27 protein-coding genes and 1 riboswitch are annotated in these 23,923 nt (G+C 33.7%); of the genes, 6 read left to right on the forward strand and 21 right to left on the reverse strand.

Going from position 1 to position 23,923, the window contains the following annotated elements:
- Positions 1 to 33: 33 nt before the first annotated feature.
- A complete protein-coding gene (locus tag NX902_RS14805; RefSeq protein ID WP_095331803.1) occupies positions 34 to 615 on the reverse strand; it encodes an adaptor protein MecA in 582 nt (193 codons plus the stop codon).
- A 154-nt stretch (positions 616 to 769) separates the two neighbouring features.
- The gene (locus tag NX902_RS14810) at positions 770 to 1,558 is read right to left on the reverse strand and encodes a metallophosphoesterase (RefSeq protein WP_341160806.1); all 789 of its coding nucleotides are present in this window, start codon (positions 1,556 to 1,558) and stop codon (positions 770 to 772) included.
- 282 nt (positions 1,559 to 1,840) lie between these two features.
- On the opposite strand from NX902_RS14810, the gene NX902_RS14815 reads away from it, so the two are divergent.
- Genes NX902_RS14815 through NX902_RS14825 form a run of 3 tightly spaced genes read left to right on the forward strand, consistent with a single transcriptional unit; the run spans position 1,841 to position 2,946 of the window.
- Positions 1,841 to 2,062 carry a spore coat associated protein CotJA gene (locus tag NX902_RS14815; protein WP_095331799.1) on the forward strand — a complete coding sequence of 74 codons (222 nt, stop codon included), beginning with the start codon at positions 1,841 to 1,843 and terminating at the stop codon, positions 2,060 to 2,062.
- A gap of 7 nt (positions 2,063 to 2,069) precedes the next feature.
- Positions 2,070 to 2,330, forward strand: a complete 261-nt coding sequence (locus NX902_RS14820; RefSeq protein ID WP_047940343.1) for a spore coat protein CotJB — start codon at positions 2,070 to 2,072, stop codon at positions 2,328 to 2,330.
- Positions 2,331 to 2,376: 46 nt separating this feature from the next.
- The gene (locus tag NX902_RS14825; RefSeq protein WP_095331797.1) at positions 2,377 to 2,946 is read left to right on the forward strand and encodes a manganese catalase family protein; all 570 of its coding nucleotides are present in this window, start codon (positions 2,377 to 2,379) and stop codon (positions 2,944 to 2,946) included.
- Positions 2,947 to 3,332: 386 nt separating this feature from the next.
- Here NX902_RS14825 and NX902_RS14830 read toward each other — a convergent pair whose 3' ends face one another.
- From NX902_RS14830 to NX902_RS14850, 5 genes are all read right to left on the reverse strand, one after another.
- Complete coding sequence (locus NX902_RS14830; RefSeq protein WP_123257853.1) at positions 3,333 to 3,791, reverse strand: DUF2663 family protein; 459 nt, start codon at positions 3,789 to 3,791, stop codon at positions 3,333 to 3,335.
- Between the two features lie 120 nt (positions 3,792 to 3,911).
- Positions 3,912 to 4,679 (reverse strand): LysM peptidoglycan-binding domain-containing protein, encoded by a 768-nt coding sequence (locus NX902_RS14835; protein WP_341160807.1) that lies wholly within the window; start codon positions 4,677 to 4,679, stop codon positions 3,912 to 3,914.
- Positions 4,680 to 4,759: 80 nt separating this feature from the next.
- A complete protein-coding gene (locus NX902_RS14840) occupies positions 4,760 to 5,344 on the reverse strand; it encodes a CPBP family intramembrane glutamic endopeptidase (RefSeq protein WP_095331791.1) in 585 nt (194 codons plus the stop codon).
- Positions 5,345 to 5,353: 9 nt separating this feature from the next.
- On the reverse strand, positions 5,354 to 6,847 hold the full coding sequence (locus NX902_RS14845; RefSeq protein WP_123259276.1) for a RecQ family ATP-dependent DNA helicase: 1,494 nt from the start codon (positions 6,845 to 6,847) through the stop codon (positions 5,354 to 5,356).
- Complete coding sequence (locus NX902_RS14850; protein ID WP_164463826.1) at positions 6,844 to 7,881, reverse strand: helix-turn-helix domain-containing protein; 1,038 nt, start codon at positions 7,879 to 7,881, stop codon at positions 6,844 to 6,846. Before NX902_RS14850 ends, NX902_RS14845 begins: the two co-directional genes overlap by 4 nt.
- A gap of 329 nt (positions 7,882 to 8,210) precedes the next feature.
- On the opposite strand from NX902_RS14850, the gene NX902_RS14855 reads away from it, so the two are divergent.
- Positions 8,211 to 8,459 (forward strand): ferredoxin, encoded by a 249-nt coding sequence (locus NX902_RS14855; RefSeq protein WP_047940337.1) that lies wholly within the window; start codon positions 8,211 to 8,213, stop codon positions 8,457 to 8,459.
- 116 nt (positions 8,460 to 8,575) lie between these two features.
- On the opposite strand, the gene NX902_RS14860 is transcribed toward NX902_RS14855, so the two are convergent.
- Entirely contained in the window at positions 8,576 to 9,157 is a 582-nt protein-coding gene (locus NX902_RS14860) for an ECF transporter S component (RefSeq protein WP_341160808.1), read from the reverse strand.
- Between the two features lie 169 nt (positions 9,158 to 9,326).
- Positions 9,327 to 9,461, reverse strand: a riboswitch (FMN riboswitch).
- 264 nt (positions 9,462 to 9,725) lie between these two features.
- A complete protein-coding gene (locus tag NX902_RS14865; RefSeq protein ID WP_123259275.1) occupies positions 9,726 to 10,481 on the reverse strand; it encodes a M23 family metallopeptidase in 756 nt (251 codons plus the stop codon).
- A 754-nt stretch (positions 10,482 to 11,235) separates the two neighbouring features.
- Here NX902_RS14865 and NX902_RS14870 point away from each other — a divergent pair.
- Positions 11,236 to 11,394, forward strand: coding sequence for a hypothetical protein (locus tag NX902_RS14870; RefSeq protein WP_249878322.1), 159 nt, complete (start codon positions 11,236 to 11,238; stop codon positions 11,392 to 11,394).
- Positions 11,395 to 11,745: 351 nt separating this feature from the next.
- On the opposite strand, the gene NX902_RS14875 is transcribed toward NX902_RS14870, so the two are convergent.
- From NX902_RS14875 to NX902_RS14925, 11 genes are all read right to left on the reverse strand, one after another.
- Positions 11,746 to 12,930, reverse strand: a complete 1,185-nt coding sequence (locus tag NX902_RS14875; RefSeq protein WP_171509700.1) for a GerMN domain-containing protein — start codon at positions 12,928 to 12,930, stop codon at positions 11,746 to 11,748.
- Complete coding sequence (gene sigX, locus NX902_RS14880) at positions 12,908 to 13,453, reverse strand: RNA polymerase sigma factor SigX (RefSeq protein WP_095331781.1); 546 nt, start codon at positions 13,451 to 13,453, stop codon at positions 12,908 to 12,910. Before sigX ends, NX902_RS14875 begins: the two co-directional genes overlap by 23 nt.
- Before the next feature lie 260 nt (positions 13,454 to 13,713).
- Positions 13,714 to 15,486 (reverse strand): ATP-binding protein, encoded by a 1,773-nt coding sequence (locus NX902_RS14885; RefSeq protein WP_095331779.1) that lies wholly within the window; start codon positions 15,484 to 15,486, stop codon positions 13,714 to 13,716.
- Entirely contained in the window at positions 15,483 to 16,199 is a 717-nt protein-coding gene (locus NX902_RS14890) for a response regulator transcription factor (RefSeq protein WP_095331777.1), read from the reverse strand. The genes NX902_RS14885 and NX902_RS14890 overlap by 4 nt, the downstream gene beginning before the upstream one ends.
- A gap of 338 nt (positions 16,200 to 16,537) precedes the next feature.
- A complete protein-coding gene (rluB, locus tag NX902_RS14895) occupies positions 16,538 to 17,266 on the reverse strand; it encodes a 23S rRNA pseudouridine(2605) synthase RluB (protein WP_095259115.1) in 729 nt (242 codons plus the stop codon).
- Between the two features lie 336 nt (positions 17,267 to 17,602).
- On the reverse strand, positions 17,603 to 18,136 hold the full coding sequence (locus tag NX902_RS14900) for a spore maturation protein (RefSeq protein ID WP_095259116.1): 534 nt from the start codon (positions 18,134 to 18,136) through the stop codon (positions 17,603 to 17,605).
- Between the two features lie 6 nt (positions 18,137 to 18,142).
- Positions 18,143 to 18,730, reverse strand: coding sequence for a nucleoside recognition domain-containing protein (locus NX902_RS14905; RefSeq protein WP_095331775.1), 588 nt, complete (start codon positions 18,728 to 18,730; stop codon positions 18,143 to 18,145).
- Entirely contained in the window at positions 18,723 to 19,874 is a 1,152-nt protein-coding gene (locus NX902_RS14910; protein ID WP_341160809.1) for a D-alanyl-D-alanine carboxypeptidase family protein, read from the reverse strand. The genes NX902_RS14905 and NX902_RS14910 overlap by 8 nt, the downstream gene beginning before the upstream one ends.
- Before the next feature lie 170 nt (positions 19,875 to 20,044).
- Positions 20,045 to 20,938 (reverse strand): superoxide dismutase, encoded by an 894-nt coding sequence (locus tag NX902_RS14915; RefSeq protein ID WP_341160810.1) that lies wholly within the window; start codon positions 20,936 to 20,938, stop codon positions 20,045 to 20,047.
- 214 nt (positions 20,939 to 21,152) lie between these two features.
- A complete protein-coding gene (gene scpB / locus NX902_RS14920) occupies positions 21,153 to 21,734 on the reverse strand; it encodes an SMC-Scp complex subunit ScpB (protein ID WP_095331769.1) in 582 nt (193 codons plus the stop codon).
- A 4-nt stretch (positions 21,735 to 21,738) separates the two neighbouring features.
- Positions 21,739 to 22,491: a segregation/condensation protein A gene (locus NX902_RS14925; RefSeq protein WP_123259272.1), complete on the reverse strand. Its 753-nt coding sequence runs from the start codon at positions 22,489 to 22,491 to the stop codon at positions 21,739 to 21,741.
- 210 nt (positions 22,492 to 22,701) lie between these two features.
- Between NX902_RS14925 and NX902_RS14930 the strand changes: the two genes are divergently transcribed.
- Complete coding sequence (locus NX902_RS14930) at positions 22,702 to 23,229, forward strand: DUF309 domain-containing protein (protein WP_095331765.1); 528 nt, start codon at positions 22,702 to 22,704, stop codon at positions 23,227 to 23,229.
- A gap of 78 nt (positions 23,230 to 23,307) precedes the next feature.
- Here the strand turns inward: NX902_RS14930 and NX902_RS14935 are convergent, their stop codons facing one another.
- Complete coding sequence (locus NX902_RS14935) at positions 23,308 to 23,673, reverse strand: GNAT family N-acetyltransferase (protein ID WP_095331763.1); 366 nt, start codon at positions 23,671 to 23,673, stop codon at positions 23,308 to 23,310.
- Positions 23,674 to 23,923 lie beyond the last annotated feature (250 nt).

Here is a 23,923-nt window from a genome sequence, read left to right on the forward strand (position 1 = left end):
AAATTGGAATTGTTCTACCTTGAAAATGGCTGATTAAAAAAAATGTACTAATGTTTCAATGGCATTATCCTTTTTGATGACATTCCCATATTCTTCAATAACATATATACTTTTTAAACTCGCTTCTCCAAATTCACTTAGAATAGCGATAATTTGTTCTTCCTTAAATGAAGAAATATCGACAAAACATAAATAATACCTTTCATTTAAATTATATAAAGAACCACCCTTAAAATTATTTTGCTCTAACTGTTTTACCGCATCAATTACATATTCTATATCAGTAAACTCATATAATATATCCACTGTTTCTTCTACCGTCACTTGCATCTCTAAAAAGCCCTCTGATAATAATTCTTCCGTATCCAATTCATTTTCACTTATTGTTAAGATCATTACCATTCCTTGTGCTTTCATGGAAAATATCTCAACTGCTACCGATCCGTGTATCTCCATATCAAATATGTCATTTGCTTCTTCTAACATTTCATGAAAAAAATACTGCCACTTTATCGAGTCTTTCCATATATCTTCCTTGGTCAATCCACGTTCATACAAATCATCTGTGGTCAGATGGATTTTAATTCTGTTGCTATTTAATCTCTCCAAACGCATGACTACGCCTCCTGCCTGCTCCTTGAAAAAACTCTTAGTTCAGTTTATGAAAGAAAGCAGGAATCGGTGAGTAATATTACAAAGTGGAGGATGATATATAAAAGCCAAGCATTCAAAAAGAAATGTTGGCCAAATCATCATCCATGTTGGAAATTTATTTATCCATTTGTTTATGTTGAATTTTGATAATATGTGTTTCTGGATGTGCGCCGAGCCTTAATGGAATGCTTGTCGTGCCATATCCATTACTGACAAATATAGTTGTATTTCCAATTACTTTCGTTCCTCCTAATTCGTATGGACCAAATCCCAAAATTCGAATTTGGCCACCATGGGTATGGCCACTTAACACTAAGGAAATCTGCTCATTCTCTTCCATCTTTTCCACTATTTTCGGATTGTGACTGACTAATATTTTAAAATCACTATCCTCCACTTCCTCTAACGCTTTTTCTAAATCATCATATTCTAATGAATAATCTTCGATACCGACTAAGGACCAGCTTTCCCCATCTGCAGATTGAAAAGTTATTGCTTTATTATTCAATAAAATAATACCTTCATCTATTAATAAAGTCTCCAAAACATCTCGGTCTATCTCATAGTCATTATTTCCCCAGACAAAATAAACAGGCCCGATTTTTTTTAACTTCCGCAAATTGTCACGTGTCTTCTCCAACTTTACTCCCTTCTCTAAAAGATCTCCACCTATTATCACTATCTCAGCTACATTCACCGCCTCGTTAATAACAGAATCATCAATTGATCTTCTATGAACATCTGAAATAAAGAAAAGAGTGATTTCACGGAAGGAAGCAGGGAAATTAGGAAAATAAAACATTTCATATTTAACATGGTTCTCATTTGCCATTTTTCTCATATGTAAAATTAAAGCAATCCCTACCAAAACAAGCAAAACAAATCCAACAAGTACATATATCATAAAGTCCCCCTAACTTTCTCCATCTGAATAAGGATAATGTTTATATTTTAATACATCTCTTACATGAAATACCATTTTCAAGAAAATTTTTCTATATTCACTTCCCATCTATACAGCTCCGAATGATAAGTTATTTACTCAAGAATTACAGCTTCTCTTTTTCCTTCCCTTCATCTATTCATACTTAAACCAAAACCAATTTACTGCTTTATTAAAAGCAAGCATGTAACTAAATCTTTCAACATAAGATGTAAAGTAAATTAAAAAAAAGGAGGGAATTCTATGTCTTCATTTTATAGAGAATATCACCCTTATATCAGTCCATTTGATCCTTGCCCCCCCATAAAAACAAAGGTTTTTTCCACACCGCCTAATTTATTTTTAGGTTTTCAGCCACCACATCTGCCCCAATTTAGTCCTATGGAAGCATTAAAAGCAGGAACCTTATGGAAGGCATTTTATGACCCATACTTCAGCCCATATGAAAAAACGAAAAGGGAGTGAAAAGTCAATGAAGCAGTTGCCACCAGAATATTATCAATTATTAGAACAGCTTCAAGCTGTAGACTTTGTATTAGTTGAACTTACTTTATATTTAGATACTCATCATTATGATCAAGATGCCATAAATCAATTTAACCATTATGTAAAAGAAAGAGAAAAATTCAAAAAAATATATGAAAATAATTTTGGCCCTTTATTACAATTTGGAAATAGCCCATCTGGTTCCCCATGGGATTGGGATGCTGCTCCTTGGCCTTGGCAAGTATAAAAAATATGTTTCTAAATAATTTTGCGATAAAGGAGAATGAAACCATATGTGGATATACGAAAAAAAATTACAATATCCTGTTAAAGTAAGTACTTGTAATCCTATGCTTGCTAGATTTTTGATTGAGCAATATGGCGGGGCAGACGGAGAACTAGCAGCAGCATTAAGATACTTAAATCAGCGGTACTCCATACCTGATCGGGTTATTGGGTTATTAACAGATATAGGAACAGAAGAATTTGCTCATTTAGAAATGATTGCGACTATGATCTATAAACTGACAAAAGATGCCACTCCAGATCAGCTAAAAGCTGCTGGACTTGGTGACCATTATGTCAATCATGACCACGCCTTATTCTACCATGATGCTGCTGGAAATCCTTGGACAGCAACGTACATACAAGCTAAAGGAGATCCCATCGCAGATCTGTATGAAGATATAGCAGCTGAAGAAAAGGCGAGAGCTACTTATCAATGGATTATTAATATGAGTGATGACACAGATTTAAATGATAGCCTTCGTTTTCTAAGACAAAGAGAAATCGTCCACTCGCAACGATTTAGAGAAGCAGTAGAAATTATTAAAGAAGATCGTGCCCAACGGAAGATATTTTAGTGTTTTCTTTATATAAATACAGTGCAGGGTCACAAGTTTTCCATTCAGAGAGAAATGCTTAGATATACCAACAATATTTCGTATGACTGTTTCAACTTTTTATTCATATAGTCATTATAAGCAGACTGAATACACTTCGCTTTCCAAGAGACGAGCGCCAATTTTCCTCTGCGTTCCTGCGGGGACTTTCTCGCAAGCTCCCATAAGAGTCTACGTGTATTTTAGTCTGCTCCGTTTTTCCTAATAATTATTTTTTGTGCTGGAACTGAGTATTATCTATTTAATTATATTTCCGCTTTTTTCAACTTAACTACTTATAGATATAAGATATAAAGCAGATATTTAAACAAGTAAGAGGATATGTAATCTTCCCACCTAACTAATTGTCACTTCGCTTGATGGAATAAATTAATGTCATATGATTCTTTGATTGTATTATAAATTTCATGCCGAACATTCCAAGTCTCACTATTTCCGAATAAATCTTTGCTTTTATCAATAAATTCACAGCGTAAGTCATGGTATTCCTTTTCTGCTTTGTCTCTTTTTTGTCTCATGACATTCATATACCCAAATGCTCCAATCAACAGAAATAAGAGATATAAATTTGCACTCTCTTCTACATATACAGAAAACATGACTGCAAATGAATGAGAATATGGGATAGCTATATGTTTATACAACCAAATAAAATAACAAAATGACGCAAAAATAGTAAACCACATAATAAACAAATGCCGATTTTTTAATTTATCATATTTTTTCTTTTTCTCAATGATTTTTAGGAGAACCTTTTTCGTCGTTCCATCCAAATCATATCTTTCAGGGAAGATTGATCGTTCCAAAGTCACTTCCTCCTTTAAATAGCACATCAAGTCTGATTTACCAAGCGTTGTATGTATAAACAATAATTCCAACACCTTTACTTAACTATATGTGGAGGAAGGACAAGTTAGAATAAGTTATTATGGTTCCATGATAATTTTTAGCGTTTGCCCTAATTGCACTTGATCTGTTGTCATATTATTGGCTGCTTTGATTTTCCCCATACCATCTCCATTGGGATAATATTTTAAAGCTATTCGATATAAATTTTCACCCTTTGCAACCGTATGGTACACAATTTTTTCATTAGGATTTGTTTGACTTGATTCCTCTTCTTTTTGCTTCGGCTCATTTTCTACCTTTTTCTCTGAACGTTGCTTTTCTTCTTTTTCTTCTTTTTGTTCTTTTTGTTCTTTTAGTTCTTTTTGCTCTTTTTGTTTCTCTGCTTCTTTTTTCTTTTCTTTTTCTTTTACATTTTCATCAGCTTTTTCTTTGAATTTATCTGCAGGAATTTCTTCTTTTTTCACTGTTGAATTACTTTCAATTACAAGTTCGTCTTGATTATTGTCACTATCGTCAGGTGTTGTTTTATTATTAGGTGAGTACCCTTTTTGAATATTTACATTTTCAAATACTCCTGAAGTATTCTCTGTTGATAAAAGATTGGAAATATCTTTACCATTTAATATTAATAATAAAGCTACTGGTAGTAAAATAAATAAAAATGCTAACAAGCTAATAATTGGTATCTTTATTTTTTTCTTCTTATTTTTGTGAACAGTACTTCTTGATGGGAGGGAAGATTCTTCTCTTTCCTCTGTAACTGGTACTTCTTCATCACTTGTCACTTTCTTTAATCTTTGTTTCTGTAATTCTGCCTGAACTCTATATGGATCCTCTTTTTTCATAAACATCCCATCCTTACAATTCCCCATAAAATCCCCAACTAAAAGGAGCGGTTATTCCATAGACATTTCCCTTGATATACTCAACTCTTTTGAAATAATTTAAATCGAATAATACAACCGAGTAGGAAATCAATAAGAAAATGCATAATCACTGTCACCCAGAGATTTTCTGTTACTTCAAATAAGATACCGATAACAAAACTTACCAATATGACATTCATAAATAAAAAAGGATTAAATAAATAGCGGTAATGCATCATAGCAAAAAGGAGACAACTTAGCAGCAGTCCTAAATTCGTCTGGATTACTCCTCTAAATAGTATTTCTTCACTAAATGCTACCATTAATGCTATGAATGCAATATGAAAAGGATTCCTATTTTGAAAGACTCGCTTATTCACGCCACCATCATCGTGGTAATGTTTAGAAAATCGTATCATCAAGAATATATCTATTCCTGTTATTGCTAATCCTGCTATTAAACCAATGATAAAATCTGTCTGTTCATACTTAAATACTGTTGTTAACGGAGGTTTCGATTGAAAAATAAAAGTATACAGTATGAAAGCGACAATAAGGAGAATAAATTGTGTTATATACACATTTTTTATTAAGTCTCGGTCTGACAATTGATTAATTAGGGCCGTATATTTTGCTTTATTCATTTATATATCCTACTTTTTTATATTTAAAATAAATGCCAGCTGACTCTTCCAATCCACTAGTACCTCGTCATCCTCCATGCTTTTTTTATGATAGAAATTGGATAACTCTATTCCACATCTATCACAGCAATTTTCATTTTCTTTGCTTTCGTACTTTTCTCCGAAATACTCTAATATATACCTTCTCCGGCAAGATATAGAGTGTAGCCATTCCATTAGGTCTTGCACTTTACGTCTTTTTTCATTTACCCGATTTTCTCTAAAATCATTATATAATTTTAGAGAATGCAATAGCTCGGAGACCGTTTTATTATTCGGTTCAATATAAGACTCCAACACGCGCCATTGGGTCTCGGTAAATAGCATTTCTAATTGATATCCCTCTTTTTTCTGCCATGCTTCAAATGAAGGGAAATTTTTTAAGCGTGCTTTCCACTGATTGATTTGTAATTCATCTGCCAATTCCGATTCAATTAACTGATAAGCAATCCACTCATCGCCTGGAGTATACAGGATGATGGAAACACTCGGATTGCCATCTCTACCAGCTCTGCCTATTTCCTGAAGGTAGGATTCTAATTGTGTTGGCAGATGATAGTGAATAATAAAACGAATATCTTCCTTATTAATCCCCATCCCAAAGGCGCTTGTTGCACAAATAACATCTAATTGTCCTGCTAGGAATTGCTGTTGAACAAGAATACGATCTTCTTGTGTCATCCCGCCATGGTATGCCATTATTCGTTTGGAAGATTTCTCTTTTAAAAAAGCTACTGTTTGTTCAGCTAGCTTTTTGCTAGAGAAATACACAATTCCTTGCCCATCAAGCCTTTGAATATATTCTAAAAGCTTGTCCACTTTTTCTTGAACGTGTGAGACTTCTTCTATATTTATAGCAATATTTGCTCGATCGACAGAATAAATGATTTCTTCTACCATTTCTAGATGTAAGGACTTTATAATATCCTCACGAACTGCTTCCGTTGCTGTTGCGGTTAGAGCTAAAGTTAAGGGATTATTTAATTTTTGTCGAATCTCCCCTAATTTTTGATAATCTGGTCGAAAATCGTATCCCCACTGGGAAATACAATGGGCTTCATCAATAACGAATAGACTAATTTCCATTTTTTGCAGCTGGTCAATGATATGTGGAAATGAAATCATTTCTGGGGATATAAAGATATACTTATATTGCTTAATTTGGCGTAATACTTTATTCTTTTCTGTCGGGTTCAAAAAGGAATTTAAAGCAACGACTCTTTTTTCCCCTTTCATTTTCATTTGCTCCACTTGATCCTGCATGAGTGACAAGAGAGGAGAAATAATAATTACCGTTCCCTCCAAAAGCTTGCCAGCTAATTGATAACACAAAGACTTTCCTGTCCCTGTTGGCAGCATCGCTAATGTGTGCCTCTTGTTAAGAATGGATTCTATCGTTTCTTTTTGCCCACCTCGAAAAGCACTTAACTGATAGTACTTTTTTAAGATTGCTTCTAAATTCATGAAAAATCACCGTATCCTGCCATCACTGCACGTATTTCAAAGTAGGAAACATCTGCTAATTGCTGCTTAATTACCTTTAAAGATTTAGAAGGCGATTGTTCCATACATGCTTTGATTTTTGTTATATTCTCACTGCTCACTAAATTAGCCATAGGAAAGTTAGGCACATTCAACAGTATTTCAATAATATGATCTTCAATTGTACTTTGTTTTAAATTTCTCACGCGAACAATTTGCTCGATACTTAACCCCTTTTGAATTAAATTAAATGTTTTAGCCGTTGACTCCGTAAGTGTAAATGGTTTCTTACCTTCCTTAATCATTTGACTTAACAGTGGAAACTCCCCCTTATCAGATAGAATTTTTTCTATCATGTAATGAAGAATAGCAAGGAAAGATAACTGATAATAGTAAGGATCTAGTTCCAATTCTATTGCTGCTTGCTCTGAAGTTAGACCTATTCTATCACTTCCGGTTAGTCGGATAATAAGAAGTAAAGGATCTAATTCACTCTCTTCCAGACAGTTAACTATTTCTTGGTAGAGATAGTGATTCATTTTACTTCTATCTATAGACGACATAGTATATAAAGTATCCTTCAACCATAGTTGTGTTGCAGGATTTCTTTGTATCGGCATATAGTGATTACTTTTTTTCGATAAGTGAGAAGTAACTTGTACAAATAAAGAAAGTCTTTGCCAATATGGCCCAGTTACTGAATGATATCTCCAGCCTTTCAAATATCTAGGAAATGGATTTTCCTTCAGTAATACTTCTAATTCTAGCTTTCTATCATTTTTAACAAAATAATGATTTTCTCCTGTTTTTTCCAGCCATTCTTCCTTATGTAAAGTATAGATTATTTGATCCAGTTGCTCTCTTGTTAATAAAGGGAATGACTGAAATAGGGAGGTCAGCTGAAAAATATGGATATCTTGGATGGTTTGGGATGACTTTTTTCCATTTAATATATGAAGAATAGAGTAAATAGTTCTTTCTCCATTCATTTTATATAGACACTTTAAAATGATCATTTTAAAAAAGGACATATTTTCATCTTCCTTCAGTTTGACAAATTTTGTTGAAATTTGTTTGTAACATTTCTTATATTTTACCATGAATTTTATTTTATAGTGTAATTTGATAACACATCCTTCACATATTTTTCAATGAAAAGGACTTTAAATACATTGGGAAGCGTTTGAATTTTTGACTATTTTAAGAAAGGTAGTTCTTATTTTCTACTTTTTATCTTTCTTTTATATTGAAAAGTTAAAGATTCAGTCTTACAATAAGATAATAGTAAGGAGTATGCTAGTCATGTATATACTCCGTATGAATAACACTGGAGGTTTTTTTACTCATGGCAAAATATACAATTGTTGATAAAGACACATGTATTGCATGTGGAGCTTGCGGAGCAGCGGCACCTGATATTTATGACTACGATGACGAAGGGATTGCTTTCGTTATGTTAGATGATAATCAAGGAACAGTGGAAGTACCTGAAGTATTATTAGATGATATGTTAGATGCTTTTGAAGGTTGTCCGACAGATTCGATTAAAGTGAGCGACGAATCCTTTGATGGAGATCCTCTTAAATTCGAATAGTGCTCTTTATCATACACAGAACAGAAAGGGATAATAATTCCTTTCTGTTCTTTTATATTTAACGGTTCGAGCCATAAAAAAAACAGTTCAGATAGACACTGAACTGTTTTTCTTGATTAAACATTTCTGGAAGGGATTTGTTTATTAATCCATACACCCATTTTTGAAAATACTAATGCAAAAATGATAGAAATGATTACTCCTTTTAACAAATTGAATGGAATAATCGCTGAAAGAACCGTTTGTTTTAATAAAGTTGTATCAGTCGGTATTTTCATTACTGTATTATAGAATGGCAACATAATAAAGTAATTAAACAAACTTAATAATCCTGTCATTATGATAATACTAAGGGCTAAGCCGATAGCCATTCCTTTTTTGGATTTAATTGCATTATACATAAAATAAGTCGGTAAGATGAAAGAAATTCCAGCGATAAAATTCGCGAAATGACCAACAGGAATTCCAGTATCACTTCCGGTTATTAAATAATCTAATATATTTTTAATCAACTCAACTAATATTCCAGCCCCTGGACCTAAAATAAGTGCAGCAACTAAAGCTGGAATATCGCTAAAATCAACTTTTAAATAACTTGGAAAAGGTGGGATCGGAAATTTGAGCATCATTAGCACATATGCTAAACTACTCATCATCCCAATTAAAACATACTTTCTTACATTCATTTTTTTCTTCATTTTCTTCTCTCCTTCTAATTAGGATCCATCTACCTAAGAAGAAAGATTCAGCAATTTATTAGGAATGCACCAAATAAAAAACCCTCAAGCTCTAGAGACTTGAGGGAGTAATTAAAGGTAAGCAAACTTAATAAACGTTCTTAATAGATAATTTGAACGATTGCAGAACCTCCATCTTCTCCCATCCAGACTTTACTGTCGGTTTTGGAATTTCACCAAATCAACCTACCGTAGTAGGGTCACGGACTTTGAGTACAAACTCATCACCGTCGGTCGGGAATTTCACCCTGCCCCGAAGATAGACCAATATTAATTTGTTTTATTACATAAGTTATTATACCCTAAAGAATAAATATTTGTGAAGAAGTTTGCTTATAAATTCAAACTTTGTTCATAAATTCACAAATATTGTCATTTAAACTCAAAAAGAATTCACAAAATACTATTATATTTATTCATTACTAGAACATAGTATCTTGTGAACTCTTTTCGTGGTTCATCACTCAGAAAAGCTCACTTTTTTACCTTTCTTTATATAGTTTTTATGTATAATCCTCACTTGTGTCTTCTAAAATAAAAGATACTTACTACTTTTCAAATAAATACTTGCTTTTTTGTAGGGTATCGTCGATAATTCCGAGTTATCTTCTTCTATATTAATTTCCATTTCCTCTATACTTCTCCTTATGTATTCTTTTTCTAACTTCTTTTCTTCCTCGTGAACTAAGTTCGCATGTGGTCTGTGGGGAAGGTTTTCGGATCGCTCTGTTATGGCTGCCTCACTCTCTTCTTCCACAGCTATTTTCACTGTCTGTCCTACCTCTACTTCTCCTAAAACTAAAAATGGATTAATAGCGTTTTCCTTTGCAATAGTCCACTCTTTATTATGTATTTCAAAATGCAAATGAACACCAGAAGACTGTCCTGTATTGCCCATTTCACCGATTACTTCTCCTTTTTTTACCAATTGCTTTTCCTTTGCGAATCGTTTATTCAAATGAGCATAGACCGTTTCAAGGTCATTTTTATGTTTAACAAAAATAACATTTCCATAAGATTGGGAATAATAAGATCTGGTTACAATTCCTTCATCAACTGCATAAACGTCTTCTCCCAAATTTCCTGCAATATCTATTCCTTTATGTGCACCATTTCTAGTATTAAAGGTATCCGTAATAATTCCTTCACTGGGCCAAGTCCACGTTTTTGTTCGTTCCGCTAAGGAGAAAGACTGTGCTTGAGAATGCTTCCCTCCTAAAAATAATAAACTGATGAACAAAAGCATAATAGCAGCTATAAGAATCCTCCTAATATAGTCTCCCATTTGGTATCCTCCTATTCTGTCCGTGCCCGACATTCTATTTATGATCGTGTTCTGTTGAATACTATCTATTCGCTTTTGGTTGATAAAATATCATACCAATCGTTATAAAGAATTCCACAAGAAGAGAAGATTTCTTTACAAGAGCGCTTAACTCACTATCCTATTCGCTTATCAGCATTCTATGTATGTTTTAATCGCCTGCAAAGATATATAGAATACTCTCCACACAAGTTTCCTATCTGTCCCTCTCCAATCTTCTCTTTCAACTTATGAGTACATGTTAAAGGTTAGAACTATAGAATACATAGAGAAAAATGCATATCTTTCTTATGTATGTGCCAATAGCTGATTTTAATTGGAAAGAGACAAGATATATTGTCTACATTCTTTCTGATTTTATTCTAGGGTAATTAAAACATCCTAAAAAATGGATAGCGAGACTAAGGGGTAAACGTAAAAAAACATAACCATTAGCAGACCTCATATTGGATTTTTTATATTTTCTTTCTTATGTATGGCTGATTATGGATATTCATACTACGTACACTAAAGTTCACTTCTTATATAATTCTTATTTTCAAACAAGTTTTTTGTAAATTTATGTTAAAATAAAATAGAATGTTAAAGAATTGTTCTTAATCTTTTGGAGATTTAGGTTATACAAATATTCTCTTAATACTAATAGGAAAAAGCTATTAAAGGAGTGTACAGTTTGAAAAAAAATATTAAAAGGAGAAGTGGAAACTTAACATTTGTGAGTGTAATCGCTGGAGGAGTAGCGGGATGGGTAGTCCATACTGGATTAAGTATTATTAGCACTACTGATATGACCCATTTATATGGAATATCTATTTTTTTAGGAGTTATTGTTGGTCTATTGTGGGATATAACTGATAAGTTAAATAATGATTAAGCATCTCTATTTATATATCATTTATCTGAAAATTTATTCATTATATAGGTTTTTAGTAGTTCGAAATAACGAAGTGGATCGGCGCTCGTCCTATGGAAAGCGAAATGTATTCAGTCTGCAGATGATGACCACACACTTTCTTTCTTAAATGAAATAAAACTCCAGAACAATTATTCGAATTTTTAGGATATACATATAATTGTTCGGAGTTTTATTTTGTTGAAATACTTATGTCAAACCCTATCTTAATATGTTTTTTCTCTATATAAAGTGCTAAAGCACGTAAATGAACGATTGTAATATTATCTTTTATATAACTTTACTAGTACTAATAAAAAAGATTCTCTTTTATTATTGCTCAATATCAACTTTATTGGCGGCAACCGGAACATCTAATTCTTTCGTTAGCTCAAATCCACCTACTTCTTTAACATTGGTATTCTCAAACTTTACTGTAGAATATTTAAAATCTTTCGCTGTTAATAAAATGGACTCAATCGCATGTAATGTTTTTTGGTCTTCTTCCATTTTACTTTCATTAGATAAATGAACAACTAGTTCTCCCTTATTCTCGTCTTTTGAAACCTTATCAATATCAATAGTATCAGGGATAGAAGCTACCAAACCATGTGTCTCCATATTATCTTCCATGGCATCAAAAGCATTTTCAATCGTATCATATGGCTTTTCCCAAGGCACATATAATGGTTGATCATCTGATTCATCATTCTCTAAAAGAAAATATGCTCTATTCTCTAATGGTTTATAATCAATACTTGTTTCTTCGCGATTTCCTAGTACTGCTCCTAGTTTACCGTCTGTATAAAACTCCATTTTCTTGGCGCCAATGGTTTGTAACTGCTGCTGAACCATTGTATTAAAAAAGTCTTCAGAATGTGAACCAAAATTTGCAAAATCCTGTTTCACATTTACTTCGATGTAATCATCTCTTAAATCATATGCAAACAGCTCTGGACTAATCGGAAAATTGCTGCTTAACTGTTTGTTAACACCTATTACTTTCTTCACGTTTTCAACATACAAATCAAATCTAGACAGCTGATTTGGATTTTCTACTAAAATGCTGACAGGAACAATAACTTGGACATTTTTATCTGGTATTGGATACGTTAATAATTCTTGCTTTCCTACCTCATTCTCGTAAATAGCCGATGGGATGAGTGAAGTAGTTCGTCTTTCTTCTTGTTCGTCTGCCATGTCATAATTTTCACTTTCAGCGGTCTCAGCTGTATCATAGCTTTTATTTTTCATTTCAGCAGAATTATCAGCCATCTTGCTTTCACCCTTAAAGGAGTCCTCTCTATTACTATCAAAGAAGCTTTGACTAATAATGAACAAGAGCATAACCGTACATACAGTGGCCAGAACAGGCATTAATCTGCGCGATTTTCGTTCTCTCTTCCTTTTCATTTGAATCGTATGATAGATGAATTCTGGACTTCTTTCATCTTTTATATACGGCATTTGTTTAAGCACCAGTTTAATTTTGTCATCATTCCACTTTTGTTTCGGCATAAGAATCCTCCTCTCCATCGTACTCTTCTAAAATGCTCCGCAGTGCTTTGAGGGCACGGTGCTGGGTTGTTTTGACTTTGCTTTCTGTCCATCCTAGTGCTTTGGCTGTTTCAGCAATAGATAATTCTTGAATATACCGAAACACAATAACCATCCGTTGGTCTACTGTACAATATTGCAAGGCATGATAAACACCTTTTACTTCTTCTGATTGCAAGGTGATTTCTTCTGGTAAAAATCCATCTGCTTTTACTTGCTGTTTCGACCAGTCGAACTTATCCATGATACGGTCTTTCCAATTTTTTTGTTTGCGAAAGTGGTCTATTGCGACATTCCTTGCAATACTAAATAACCAGGTTTTTTCAGAGCTTTTCCCCTCAAAGCGATGATAAGATTTAAGTACACGAATATAGACCTCTTGCATTAAATCTTCGGCCGTTTCTTTATGGTTCACCATATAAAATAAAAATTGAAAAACGTCATGATGATACTTATTATAGATTTCATCAAAAACGGAGTTCATCTCATTCCCTCCCCCGTTCACTATATTAGTCGTAAATATAACTTATTTAGTTTCACTCGTTATATGTAATTATTCCATTAGTCTGTAAACACAAGAAAAGATGCCCAGAAAAATTTGACCTCACAAGTTATATCTGTATGTAACAATTTCATACATACAAAATGGAAAATACCTTGCAGGGCCAAATACTTTTTTAGACACCCCATACGTTCTATTATGTTAAATTGTTTCTTGTGAATCAAGAAGAATCGGCACATTCTCTAATTTTCTTCTTTATTTCGAGGTAAAAAGATAAAAAATGTCGTTCCTCGCCCATATTTACTATAAACAGATATATCTCCGCCATGGGAATCAATAATATTTTTGACAATAGCTAATCCCAAGCCTGTCCCAGCATTGCCTCTCGTTCTAGCTTTATCTGCTTTATAAAAGCGCTCAAAGACATATGGTAAATCTTCCTCTGGAATTCCAGAACCGGTATCCTCTACTTCTAGATACACTCCATAATCATCCGATCTGCCTCTTAAAAAGACTGTTCCACCACTTGGGGTATGACGCATACTGTTATCCATAATATTGGTTAGAACTTGTTCGATACGATCTGGATCAAGTTCGTATTCCCCCATATCCTCCGATATAGAGACAGTAAAGGTGATTTCTTTTTCTTTAGCGATAGCATTAAACTTTCTCGCTACGCGATTAATAAAAGGATATAAATCAATTGCTTCCTTCCTTAATTCAAGATAACCTGTTTCCATTCTGGCTAAATCTAAAAATTCATTGACTAAACGACCCATTCGTAATGATTCATCATAAATAATACGAGCCATCTCTCTCTTTTCTTCTTCTGACTCAGCAATATTATCCACAATCGCTTCACTGTATCCTTGTAACATACTTATTGGCGTTCTTAATTCGTGAGAAATATTAGCAATAAAATCAATCCGAAGCTTGTCTAATTTACGTTCCTCTGTCATGTCGCGAATGACGACAATTGCTCCTCTAATATCCTTCTTATCATATAAAGGGCTGACAATCATTACCCAGTTTCTTCCTTGTAAAGTGATTTCATCTATTTGTTCATTACCCGTATGAACAGCAAGCTGGAACAACTTACGTAGTTCTTCTGGGATTTGCGCATGCATATCACTTAATTCGCCTTTTTCATAATACCAATGCTGCAAAAATTTCTCAGCAGGAGGATTCGTAAGTAATAAACTACCATTTCGATTAAGGGTTAGCACTCCATCTGCCATTCCACTTAGAATATTATCTAACTGCTCTTTTTCTTGACTTAAGGCATTCATATTAAAGTTTAATCTTTTCGCCATTTCATTAAATGCGATGGAAAGTTCGCCAATTTCATCCTGTGCCATGATGGGAACCTTTGTTGCAAAATTACCTTGGGCAACTTCAAATGCAGCCTCTCTCATCTTTCTTAACGGAGCAGTAATTCTTGTTAGAAGGAAAAAAGCAAAAATCGTTGTTAAAATAATCGCAATAACAGCTGCTAACACAATAAATTTGGCGGTGGATTGTTTAGATTCATTCATCGATTGTAAGGACTGATAAATAAAAACAGCTCCATCCTCTCCATTTACATGGAGAGGGGATCCGACAATCGCTACTTGCTCAGGTTTATTGTCTTTATTTGTTAATTCTGTCCTTACAACAGCTGTCTTATTGCTTGTCATCACCTTATTTAAGTCTTCATTTCCCTGAATGAAAGAATAAGAAAGTTCTTGCAAGCCATTCTCTGGGTAATAATAAACTTGATCTGGAGAGGAAACGATGATGGCCCCTGTCGAATGATCAAGGAGTTCTCCAACAATTTCTAATCCTATTTGATTATTATGCTCTTTCATTATTTCCGATATTTTTGTCGCAGTATTTGTTAATTCTGTTTCCGTCTGCTCTGTATAATACTGCTCAAAATACTCAAGAAGCATGATTGTTAGAATCGTTAATACAACGGAAACCAATAATAAAAAAGTAATCCAAAGCTTAAATACTACGCTCCGCCAAAACTTCATCCATTGTTAACCTCAAACTTATATCCTACTCCCCAAACTGTCACAATCATGCTTGCTGCTTCTTCTGATACACGGTTTAACTTTTCTCTTAATCGTTTAACATGTGTATCGACTGTTCTTAAATCACCAAAGAATTCGTAATGCCATACTTCTTTTAAGAGTAATTCTCTATCGAATACTTTATCTGGTGACTTAGCTAAGAAATATAGCAGTTCATATTCTTTTGGAGTTAAACTTACTTCTTTTCCACTAGCCAATACGCGATGTGCATCATGATCAATAGTTAATGCTGGAAAGATGATGACATCTTTTGAAGAACTATCACTTTGCTCAAAAGTCGTTTTAGTAGAGCGACGTAATATAGCTTTTACTCGAAGAACAACTTCTCTTGGACTAAATGGCTTTACGATATAATCGTCTGTTCCAACTTCAAATCCTTGAACTCTATTTACTTCTTCTCCCTTGGCTGTAAGCATAATTACTGGAGTAGTCTTCTTTTCTCTTAGCTCCTTGCATACCTCCATACCATCTTTACCAGGCATCATTAGATCGAGTAAGATAACATCATAATCTGTGTTTAATGCCTTAGAAAGAGCACTCATTCCGTCTTCCGCTTCTTCTACAATAAACTCTTCTCTTTCTAAGTACATCTTTAGAAGACGTCTAATTCTTTCTTCGTCATCTACCACTAGGATTTTTATTTCTTTCTCCATCGTTCATACCCTCCTAACAAAAATACACGAAACGATTGTTTTTTTTGCTGTTTCGTTAGCTGCATGTATAAATAAGTGCCATGTTTATTTGTAATAGCAATTTATATTATCGTCTATTATTTATACTGCATTTTTCCAGTTACATAGTAATTTATATAAATGATTTATCTAATCTTCCACAATTATTATAGCATTATTATCATGTAGATATTGTTATCATCCATTGCAATATGTGAAACTTTTATGAACATTTTTGGGTTATTTCTGCCGTATTAAGTAGGTAAGCATTTTTATGCAATGCAAGGACATAGACGCTGAAGAATACAAAAATATATTGGTTATCCTTTTTTCTTTTGCGCTTCTGCTCTTAGTAATTTCACTTCATGTGCAGTTAATTCACGAGCATCTCCAGGCTGTAAGCCATTTAAATTTAAGAATGAATATCTTTCTCTTTTTAATTTCATTACAGGTGTTCCTATCGCCTCAAACATTCTTCTCACTTGGCGGTTTCTTCCTTCATGAATCTTCAGTTCGACAATACTTGTTCCTTTTTTCTTATCGACAGAGAGAATTTTTGCCTTGGCAGGGGCTGTTTTTCCATCCTCAAGCATAATCCCTCTTTCCAGTTGCTTTACTTTCTCCCGAGCAGGGATGCCTTTGACTTTTGCAACATATACCTTCTCAATTTCTCCTTTTGGATGCATCATAAGGTTTGCAAATTCCCCGTCATTTGTTAAAAGAATGATACCTGAAGTATCATAATCTAAGCGTCCTATAGGATAAATTCTTGCTTCAATTTCAGAAAAATAATCCGTTACTACTTTTCTTCCTTTATCATCATTGACACTAGAAATTACCCCTCTTGGTTTATAGAGGATAAAATAAACTGGTTCTTCCCTCTCAACAGGAATTCCACTTACCTCAATTTTATCGTTAGAGCCTACTTTCACACCTAGTTCTTTAACTGTTTTTCCATTAACTTTTACTTTTCCTTCAAGAATTAATTCCTCTGCTTTTCTTCTTGATGCAATTCCAGCGTGTGCAATTACTTTTTGTAGTCTTTCCATCTAAATCACCTCATCCAATTTCTCAACAGTAAAAAATGATTGATCGTTTTTACAAAACATCTTCTAAGCGTTTATTTTTAATCCTATTATTAAAATAGACTAATTTCAAAACCTTGATCGTTCTTTTTTTGCCATTCCTATGAATTATGACATAAATTGACGAAATTTCAAAGAAATCTTTAAATGAGGGATTTGTTCATTAAATTAAATTTTTTATCGTGTGATGTTTTTTCTCATTAACCTTAACAATCTTTTAGAAAGAATCTGCCAAACAAAAAACAAAAATGCCTTAGGAATAGTTCCAAAACAACAAACTTTCCCTAAGACATTTTATAATTATTTACCAAACATTAAAGTTACAACTACAATAGCAGCGATAAATCCAATGAGATCCGCTAGTAATCCAACTTTCAAGGCATCCCCCATTTTCTTTATCCCTACTGCCCCAAAGTAAACGGTCAATACATAAAGAGTGGTATCGGTGCTTCCTTGTATAACAGAGGCAAGCCTGCCGATAAAGGAATCTGGACCATATGTTGCGATTAAATCACTTGTCATTCCCAACGCTGCATTTCCTGATATTGGTCTAATAATTGCTAATGGTGCTACTTCAGAGGGAACACCGATAAAGTCTAATACAGGCTTAAGAAAACTCATAAAAAACTCTAATGCTCCAGATGCTCGAAAAATGGATATAGAAACAAGCATTCCGACTAAATAGGGAATGATGGAGAACGCAATCTGTATTCCTTCTTTTCCACCTTCAACAAAGCTTTCGTATGTTGGAACCTTTTTAAATGTTCCATACAGTAAAATAAACCCGATGAGGGAAGGAATCATCCACAATGAAATTAAAGATACTATCTCCATCATACATCACCCTTTTCTCATTCTCTTATGGTAAAAATAGCGATCAATCAAAATCCCACCTATACAGGAGAAAATGGTTGCGATAATGGTTGGTCCTACTATATCGGTTGGAGAATCAGAATGGTAATTCATTCTGATTGCAATAACCGTTGTCGGAATTAAAGTAATACATGATGTATTTAAGGCAAGAAAAGTAATCATACTGTTACTTGCTGAATTCTTGCCCCCATTCAATCTTTTCAATTCTTCCATTGCTTTAATTCCTAGCGGTGTTGCAGCATTACCTAGCCCAAATATATTAGCAATCATATTCGATAATATATACCCCATCGCTGGGTGGTTTTTTGGAACCTCAGGAAAAAGCTTTGCTACTATTGGTCTAAATAGATTTGTAAGTTTTTGAAGTAACCCAGCCTGTTCTGCTATTTTCATCATCCCCAGCCAGAAAACTAAAACACTTATAAGACCAATACATATTGTTACCGCTTCTTTTGCTCCAGAAAAAATCGCTTTATTTACTTCATCCATCGTTCCATTAACTGCTGCAAAAACAATTCCTATAATAGCTAGTGCTGCCCAAATATAATTAACCATCCTGGCCAACCCCAGTCATTGCTGTAAACATATTCTTAAAATAATCTAGAAAGCTTTTTGATTCTTTTGCCTTAATATGTTTAAAATGAATAGGAACGCTATCTACAAGCTTACTATCTAAATATATTTTTGCTTCTCCTACTATTTCAGGTACTTCTTCCTGATTTTTTTTCCAATTTTTCTTGACCTTTGTTAAGCTATACTCAACCTTAAATAAATCTTCTTCTTTCTCTGTCACTGGGTATTCTAAATCAGACTTTATATAAACTTTATTTTTATAAAATTTATCTTTAACTGTTTTTATTTTCCCTTCCTCAATGACCTGCACTTTTTTATATGTTTTAAACGCGGTTTCAAACATATTAATATGATCATCCCAGTCATCCGGATCATTTAACGTTACTGCTATATACTCTACTCCATCCTTTTCCGCTGTACTGACCAATGTTCTTTTTGCTCTCTTTGTATACCCTGTTTTTCCTCCTGTTGAATGTTCATATAGACTTGTTAAAAGTTTGTTTTTGTTCCTCCAGACCCGATCCCACTCATTATTTGTACTTTCCGAACGATAGCTTTTTGTCCCAGCAATTTTTTTATATGTATCATTATTCATTGCATAACGGGTAAGCAGTGCCATATCGTAAGCTGTAGAATAATGGTCTTCATGATCATCAAGTCCATGAGGATTAGCAAAATGAGTGTTCTTCATGCCGATTTCTTCTGCTTTTTGATTCATTAAATAGACGAAGCCATCTAGACTTCCACCAACAGTTTCAGCAATAGCAACTGCGGCATCGTTTCCTGAGCGAAGCATCAATCCATATACAAGATCTTCGAGCTTAATTTTTTCCCCTTCCTGTAAGTAAATAGATGATCCTTCCGTTCTAATTGCATTACTACTAACAGTCACTGTCTCCTCTAATTTTCCAGACTCCACCGCGAGCAGCGCGGTCATTATTTTTGTAATACTAGCAATCCTTCTTTTTGTATGTGCGTCCTTTTCAAAAATAACTCGTCCAGAGTCTTGTTCCATTAATATCGCACTTTGTGCACTTACATACATTTGTGCACTGCTTTTTTGGGGAATGGCGAGAAACAGAATGGAGGTAATGATTGTAAGAAAAATTAGTTTACGTAATTTCATTTAACACAACCTCGTCTCCTTTAATGGTTTGTACAAGTTTATGAAAAAAAAGACAAGCATATGACTAATAAATAGAGCTTCCTCACAAATAAAATATGCAATCCTATAACGGACTGCATATTTTATAGCATATATTTCTGATATTATTAAATTATGCTTATGACTTCCCTTTAATAGGGGCGCCATTTCAATTCACTTGCTTTTAAAAATCGATTTTCAACATCTTTCCAATTAACAATGTTCCACCAATTATCTACATAATCGCCTCTATTATTTTTATACTGCAAATAGTATGCATGTTCCCAAACATCAAGTACTAATAATGGAATGGTGTCCCACTGGGTTAACAGCATATGTCGTTCAGATTGAAGAACTTCTAGGCGCCTTGCTCGTGGAGACCATACTAAAAGCGCCCATCCAACACCTTCCACCGCTTTTGCTGCTTCCGAAAAGTGTTTTTTAAAAGCCTTAAAACTACCAAAATAACTCCTAATTTCCTCCAGTAACGCTCCTTTAGGCTTGCCTCCACCTTTAGGACTCATATTATTCCAAAAAATTGTATGGAGATAATGTCCTGAACCATGAAATGCTAGCTCCCTAGACCAATGTTTCACAAGAGCAAAATCATTGTTTTTTCTTGCCTCTTTTAGTTTCTCTTCTGCATTATTCAGTCCTGTCACATAGGATTGATGATGCTTTTGATGATGAAGTTCCATAATCTCCTTTGAAATATAAGGTTCAAGGGCATCATAAGCATATGCTAACTGCGGCAACTGATGCTCTCCAGCTGCAATCGTCGGCTCCTTTATAAATATTGTTCCAAGCTGCTGTCTTTGGGCAAAATAGCTTTCCATTTGTTCATGAAGCTCTTCTGCTTCATGCTGAATCCTAATTAATTCCTCTGTTTCGATTGGTTTTCTTTGCACACCTTCCATTAACTGCGTAAATTTATCGAGCCTTTTCCAAATGCTCTCTTCCTTTTGAACTTCTTCCGATTCTAATAACTGCTTTAATTCCTGATTCCAAATCAACACATTTCTAACATATTCATTATAACTACTCATCTATGTGCCAACTCCATTTCCTCCATTATCGTTCTTATAAAAGGTATGATAAAAGGATGAGCATCATGTCTTTAAAATTGCGTCCTCACTGATCTTGATGAATGAGTTCTTATTAAATACGTGAAGAGTTGGACATAGATATTCCAGCTAAAGATTAACCTTATTTTAAAAATAATAAAAAAAGTATCTAAGCCATTGCCTAGATACTCCTTTTTTATTCTTCTATTTGCTGAAACGATTCAAAAAACAAATCAGCCTCTTCTTGATTAAACTCTTCTTCCTTTTCTGTCAATGGAGGTAATTCCCCAATATTCTTTAATCCGAAGTGGTCTAGGAATTCTTTTGTTGTTCCATATAGGATTGCTCTTCCCGCTCCCTCTGCTCTACCCACTTCTTTAATGAGCGCTTTTGCTGAAAGCGTATGAAGTGGGCGTTCTGTTTTTACCCCTCTAATTTCCTCAATTTCTGCTCGTGTAATTGGCTGCTTGTATGCAATGATTGCCAATGTCTCAAGGGCAGCCTGTGATAAGGTAGATGCATGTGGAGATTCCACTAACTTTTTTAGATAATCCGAATGCTGTTTCTTGGTAGCAAATTGATACGTACCAGCGATTTCTATAATAGAAATTCCTCTTGTTTTATCCTTGCGATAATTTTTGATTAGCTCATCTATTAATTGTTCTACTTCTAATTGCTCCATATCTAGAACATGCATTAATTGCTTGACCGTTAATCCTTCATCTCCCGCGGCAAATAGGAGACTCTCAACGATTGCTTTCCAATCATTCACTTTCAATCTGTTATTCAACTTCCTTTCCCATTACAAAAATATCTGCAAAGTTTCCTTCTTGTTCTACAAATATTTGTCGACGCTTTAAAAGTTCTAAAATTGCCAAAAAAGTCACGACAATATGTGATTTTGTTGCGACTGGAAAAAGTTCTGCAAAAGATGTTCTCTCTCTCCGAGTTCTTAAGAATCCAACAATTTCTTCCATTCGACTCTCTATTGGAATTTCTTGCCGCGTGATTTTTGTTGCTAACGGTGACTGTAACTTTTTACGTTTTAGCAATTTTTGAAAGGCAGCAAGCATATCATATAAAGAAACATCTAACTCTTGTTTGATGCTTTCTTCATTACTTACGTTAAAATCTGATAAATCACTTGGAGGTCTTGTAAAAATAAGCCCTCTTTCTAATTCCATCTCTTTAAGATCATCTGCCGCCTCTTTAAATTTACGATATTCTACTAACCTCTCAATTAGCTCTTCTCGCGAATCTTCTTCTGGCTCATACATTAAATCATCATCTAGTAACTCTTCTTCATGCTTTGGTAAAAGCATTTTACTCTTAATCGCTAAAAGAGTTGCTGCCATCACCAAAAATTCACTCGCTACGTCTAATTGTAACACTTGCATGGCATGAACATAATCTAAATACTGTTCGGTAATTTCTGCGACGTTAATATCATAAATATCAATTTCCAATTTATTGATTAGATGAAGAAGCAAATCTAATGGTCCTTCAAAACTATCAATTTTCACATTATATTGCATTATTCTCACCAAAATCCTAATAGAATCCCTTTAACTTAATAATGATAGTATTAATATAAACGAAACACAATAGTTATCCAACAGAAAAATCATCATTTCCCTAATTTTAAGTCTTATCGTTACATTTTTTATCATTTATCGATATAATAACAGACATATAATGGATCCGTTAACCCCATTTTAATTTCAGTAAAAAATAAGGAGATAATAATGTATCCGAATGAATATATAGAGTTTCTAGTACATTTTCATTGTGATCAAGATTATTTTGAGTGTCATGAAATTTTAGAGGAATATTGGAAAAAAGTCGATCCTGGCAATAAAGATTCTATTTGGGTAGGATTTATTCTCCTGGCAGTATCTGCCTATCATCATCGACGAAAAAATTTTAAAGGAGCAGAAAAAACGCTCATAAAAAGCAAACAGCTATTAGAAAAAAAGCAGGATATAATTAAGAAATTAGGTCTTGATAACTCAAAATTACTTCTGTTATTAAAGATACAAGAAGAGCATATTAAACAGCATCATGCCTTCTGTACCTATCATTTACCAATTAAAGACCACAACTTAGAAATGAACTGTATCGATTCAGCACATATTAAGGGACTGAAATGGAAAACTAGAGAGCCGGTTCCTTTTGAAATCATTCATCGTCATATAAGCCGAGATAGAAGTATGGTTATAAAGGAACGAGAAAACGCACTGCTTCAAAGAAAACAAAAGGATAAGCACTTTTAATAGTGCCGTCCTTATCACAAAAGAGGTGTTTTCTTAAAGAACCAATTCAATGGATTCTTCTTAGAAAACACCTCTTTTTTATTTATCTACTTGAACACCATCGTTACACTTAGATAAAAAATTGACAATTAATTCATTTGATTTTAATGTACGGTTCGGATAAAGACCTTTAACAGCTTGAACCATAGCTTTTCCAACACCTTGATGTCGATGAGATGGATTAACAGTTATATGCTGGATGGTAATGGAAGATTCATCTTCAAAGATAACGCCTATTAAGCCAATAATATCTTCCTCATCCTTCCATAAAAATAATTGCCAATTTTCTTCCGACTCATATTGTTTAATTGTTTGTTGTAATACTTTTAAATCTTTTTCTGCAGGCATAAATGAAAGCAATCCCATTGCAATCTTTTCAAATGCCTTTTTATATCGAATAATCATTAATATCCCTCATTATTTTTAAAACATATTCACTAACAGTTTTCCCATCAAAAATAAGATTCAATCAATCTCCTGATGTTAAATTAAAAATTTTTCATCTTTATGAAACTGAAACGAATTTTTATCATCCTCTTCCTTTTGTAAGAATCATTTAGGACCGCCCCAAAAATATGATAAATGTTATTGGTTCTATCATACATAAATTAGCGATATTCTTCAATGAAAATCTTTTAAGCATAAGGATTCATTC

Origin of the sequence: Niallia sp. FSL W8-0954 (assembly GCF_038005605.1) — a bacterium.
Classification (GTDB): Bacteria; Bacillota; Bacilli; order Bacillales; family Cytobacillaceae; genus Niallia; species Niallia circulans_A.

Excerpts from the sequence above, each read along its gene's own strand:
- NX902_RS14820 (WP_047940343.1), top strand. The coding sequence starts at position 2,070 with ATGAAGCAGTTGCCACCAGAATATTATCAATTATTAGAACAGCTTCAA.
- NX902_RS14855 (WP_047940337.1), top strand. The coding sequence starts at position 8,211 with ATGGCAAAATATACAATTGTTGATAAAGACACATGTATTGCATGTGGA.
- NX902_RS14845 (WP_123259276.1), bottom strand. The coding sequence starts at position 6,847 with ATGAATTTAGAAGCAATCTTAAAAAAGTACTATCAGTTAAGTGCTTTT.
- NX902_RS14930 (WP_095331765.1), top strand. The coding sequence starts at position 22,702 with ATGTATCCGAATGAATATATAGAGTTTCTAGTACATTTTCATTGTGAT.
- NX902_RS14805 (WP_095331803.1), bottom strand. The coding sequence starts at position 615 with ATGCGTTTGGAGAGATTAAATAGCAACAGAATTAAAATCCATCTGACC.
- sigX (WP_095331781.1), bottom strand. The coding sequence starts at position 13,453 with ATGAACTCCGTTTTTGATGAAATCTATAATAAGTATCATCATGACGTT.
- NX902_RS14850 (WP_164463826.1), bottom strand. The coding sequence starts at position 7,881 with ATGATCATTTTAAAGTGTCTATATAAAATGAATGGAGAAAGAACTATT.
- NX902_RS14885 (WP_095331779.1), bottom strand. The coding sequence starts at position 15,486 with ATGAAGTTTTGGCGGAGCGTAGTATTTAAGCTTTGGATTACTTTTTTA.
- NX902_RS14835 (WP_341160807.1), bottom strand. The coding sequence starts at position 4,679 with ATGAAAAAAGAGGATCCATATAGAGTTCAGGCAGAATTACAGAAACAA.
- NX902_RS14905 (WP_095331775.1), bottom strand. The coding sequence starts at position 18,730 with ATGGTTAATTATATTTGGGCAGCACTAGCTATTATAGGAATTGTTTTT.
- NX902_RS14860 (WP_341160808.1), bottom strand. The coding sequence starts at position 9,157 with ATGAAGAAAAAAATGAATGTAAGAAAGTATGTTTTAATTGGGATGATG.
- NX902_RS14825 (WP_095331797.1), top strand. The coding sequence starts at position 2,377 with ATGTGGATATACGAAAAAAAATTACAATATCCTGTTAAAGTAAGTACT.
- NX902_RS14815 (WP_095331799.1), top strand. The coding sequence starts at position 1,841 with ATGTCTTCATTTTATAGAGAATATCACCCTTATATCAGTCCATTTGAT.
- NX902_RS14890 (WP_095331777.1), bottom strand. The coding sequence starts at position 16,199 with ATGGAGAAAGAAATAAAAATCCTAGTGGTAGATGACGAAGAAAGAATT.
- NX902_RS14865 (WP_123259275.1), bottom strand. The coding sequence starts at position 10,481 with ATGGGAGACTATATTAGGAGGATTCTTATAGCTGCTATTATGCTTTTG.
- NX902_RS14925 (WP_123259272.1), bottom strand. The coding sequence starts at position 22,491 with ATGCAATATAATGTGAAAATTGATAGTTTTGAAGGACCATTAGATTTG.
- NX902_RS14935 (WP_095331763.1), bottom strand. The coding sequence starts at position 23,673 with ATGATTATTCGATATAAAAAGGCATTTGAAAAGATTGCAATGGGATTG.
- rluB (WP_095259115.1), bottom strand. The coding sequence starts at position 17,266 with ATGGAAAGACTACAAAAAGTAATTGCACACGCTGGAATTGCATCAAGA.
- NX902_RS14900 (WP_095259116.1), bottom strand. The coding sequence starts at position 18,136 with ATGGAGATAGTATCTTTAATTTCATTGTGGATGATTCCTTCCCTCATC.
- NX902_RS14875 (WP_171509700.1), bottom strand. The coding sequence starts at position 12,930 with ATGCCGAAACAAAAGTGGAATGATGACAAAATTAAACTGGTGCTTAAA.
- NX902_RS14840 (WP_095331791.1), bottom strand. The coding sequence starts at position 5,344 with ATGAATAAAGCAAAATATACGGCCCTAATTAATCAATTGTCAGACCGA.
- NX902_RS14915 (WP_341160810.1), bottom strand. The coding sequence starts at position 20,938 with ATGAGTAGTTATAATGAATATGTTAGAAATGTGTTGATTTGGAATCAG.
- NX902_RS14910 (WP_341160809.1), bottom strand. The coding sequence starts at position 19,874 with ATGAAATTACGTAAACTAATTTTTCTTACAATCATTACCTCCATTCTG.
- NX902_RS14810 (WP_341160806.1), bottom strand. The coding sequence starts at position 1,558 with ATGATATATGTACTTGTTGGATTTGTTTTGCTTGTTTTGGTAGGGATT.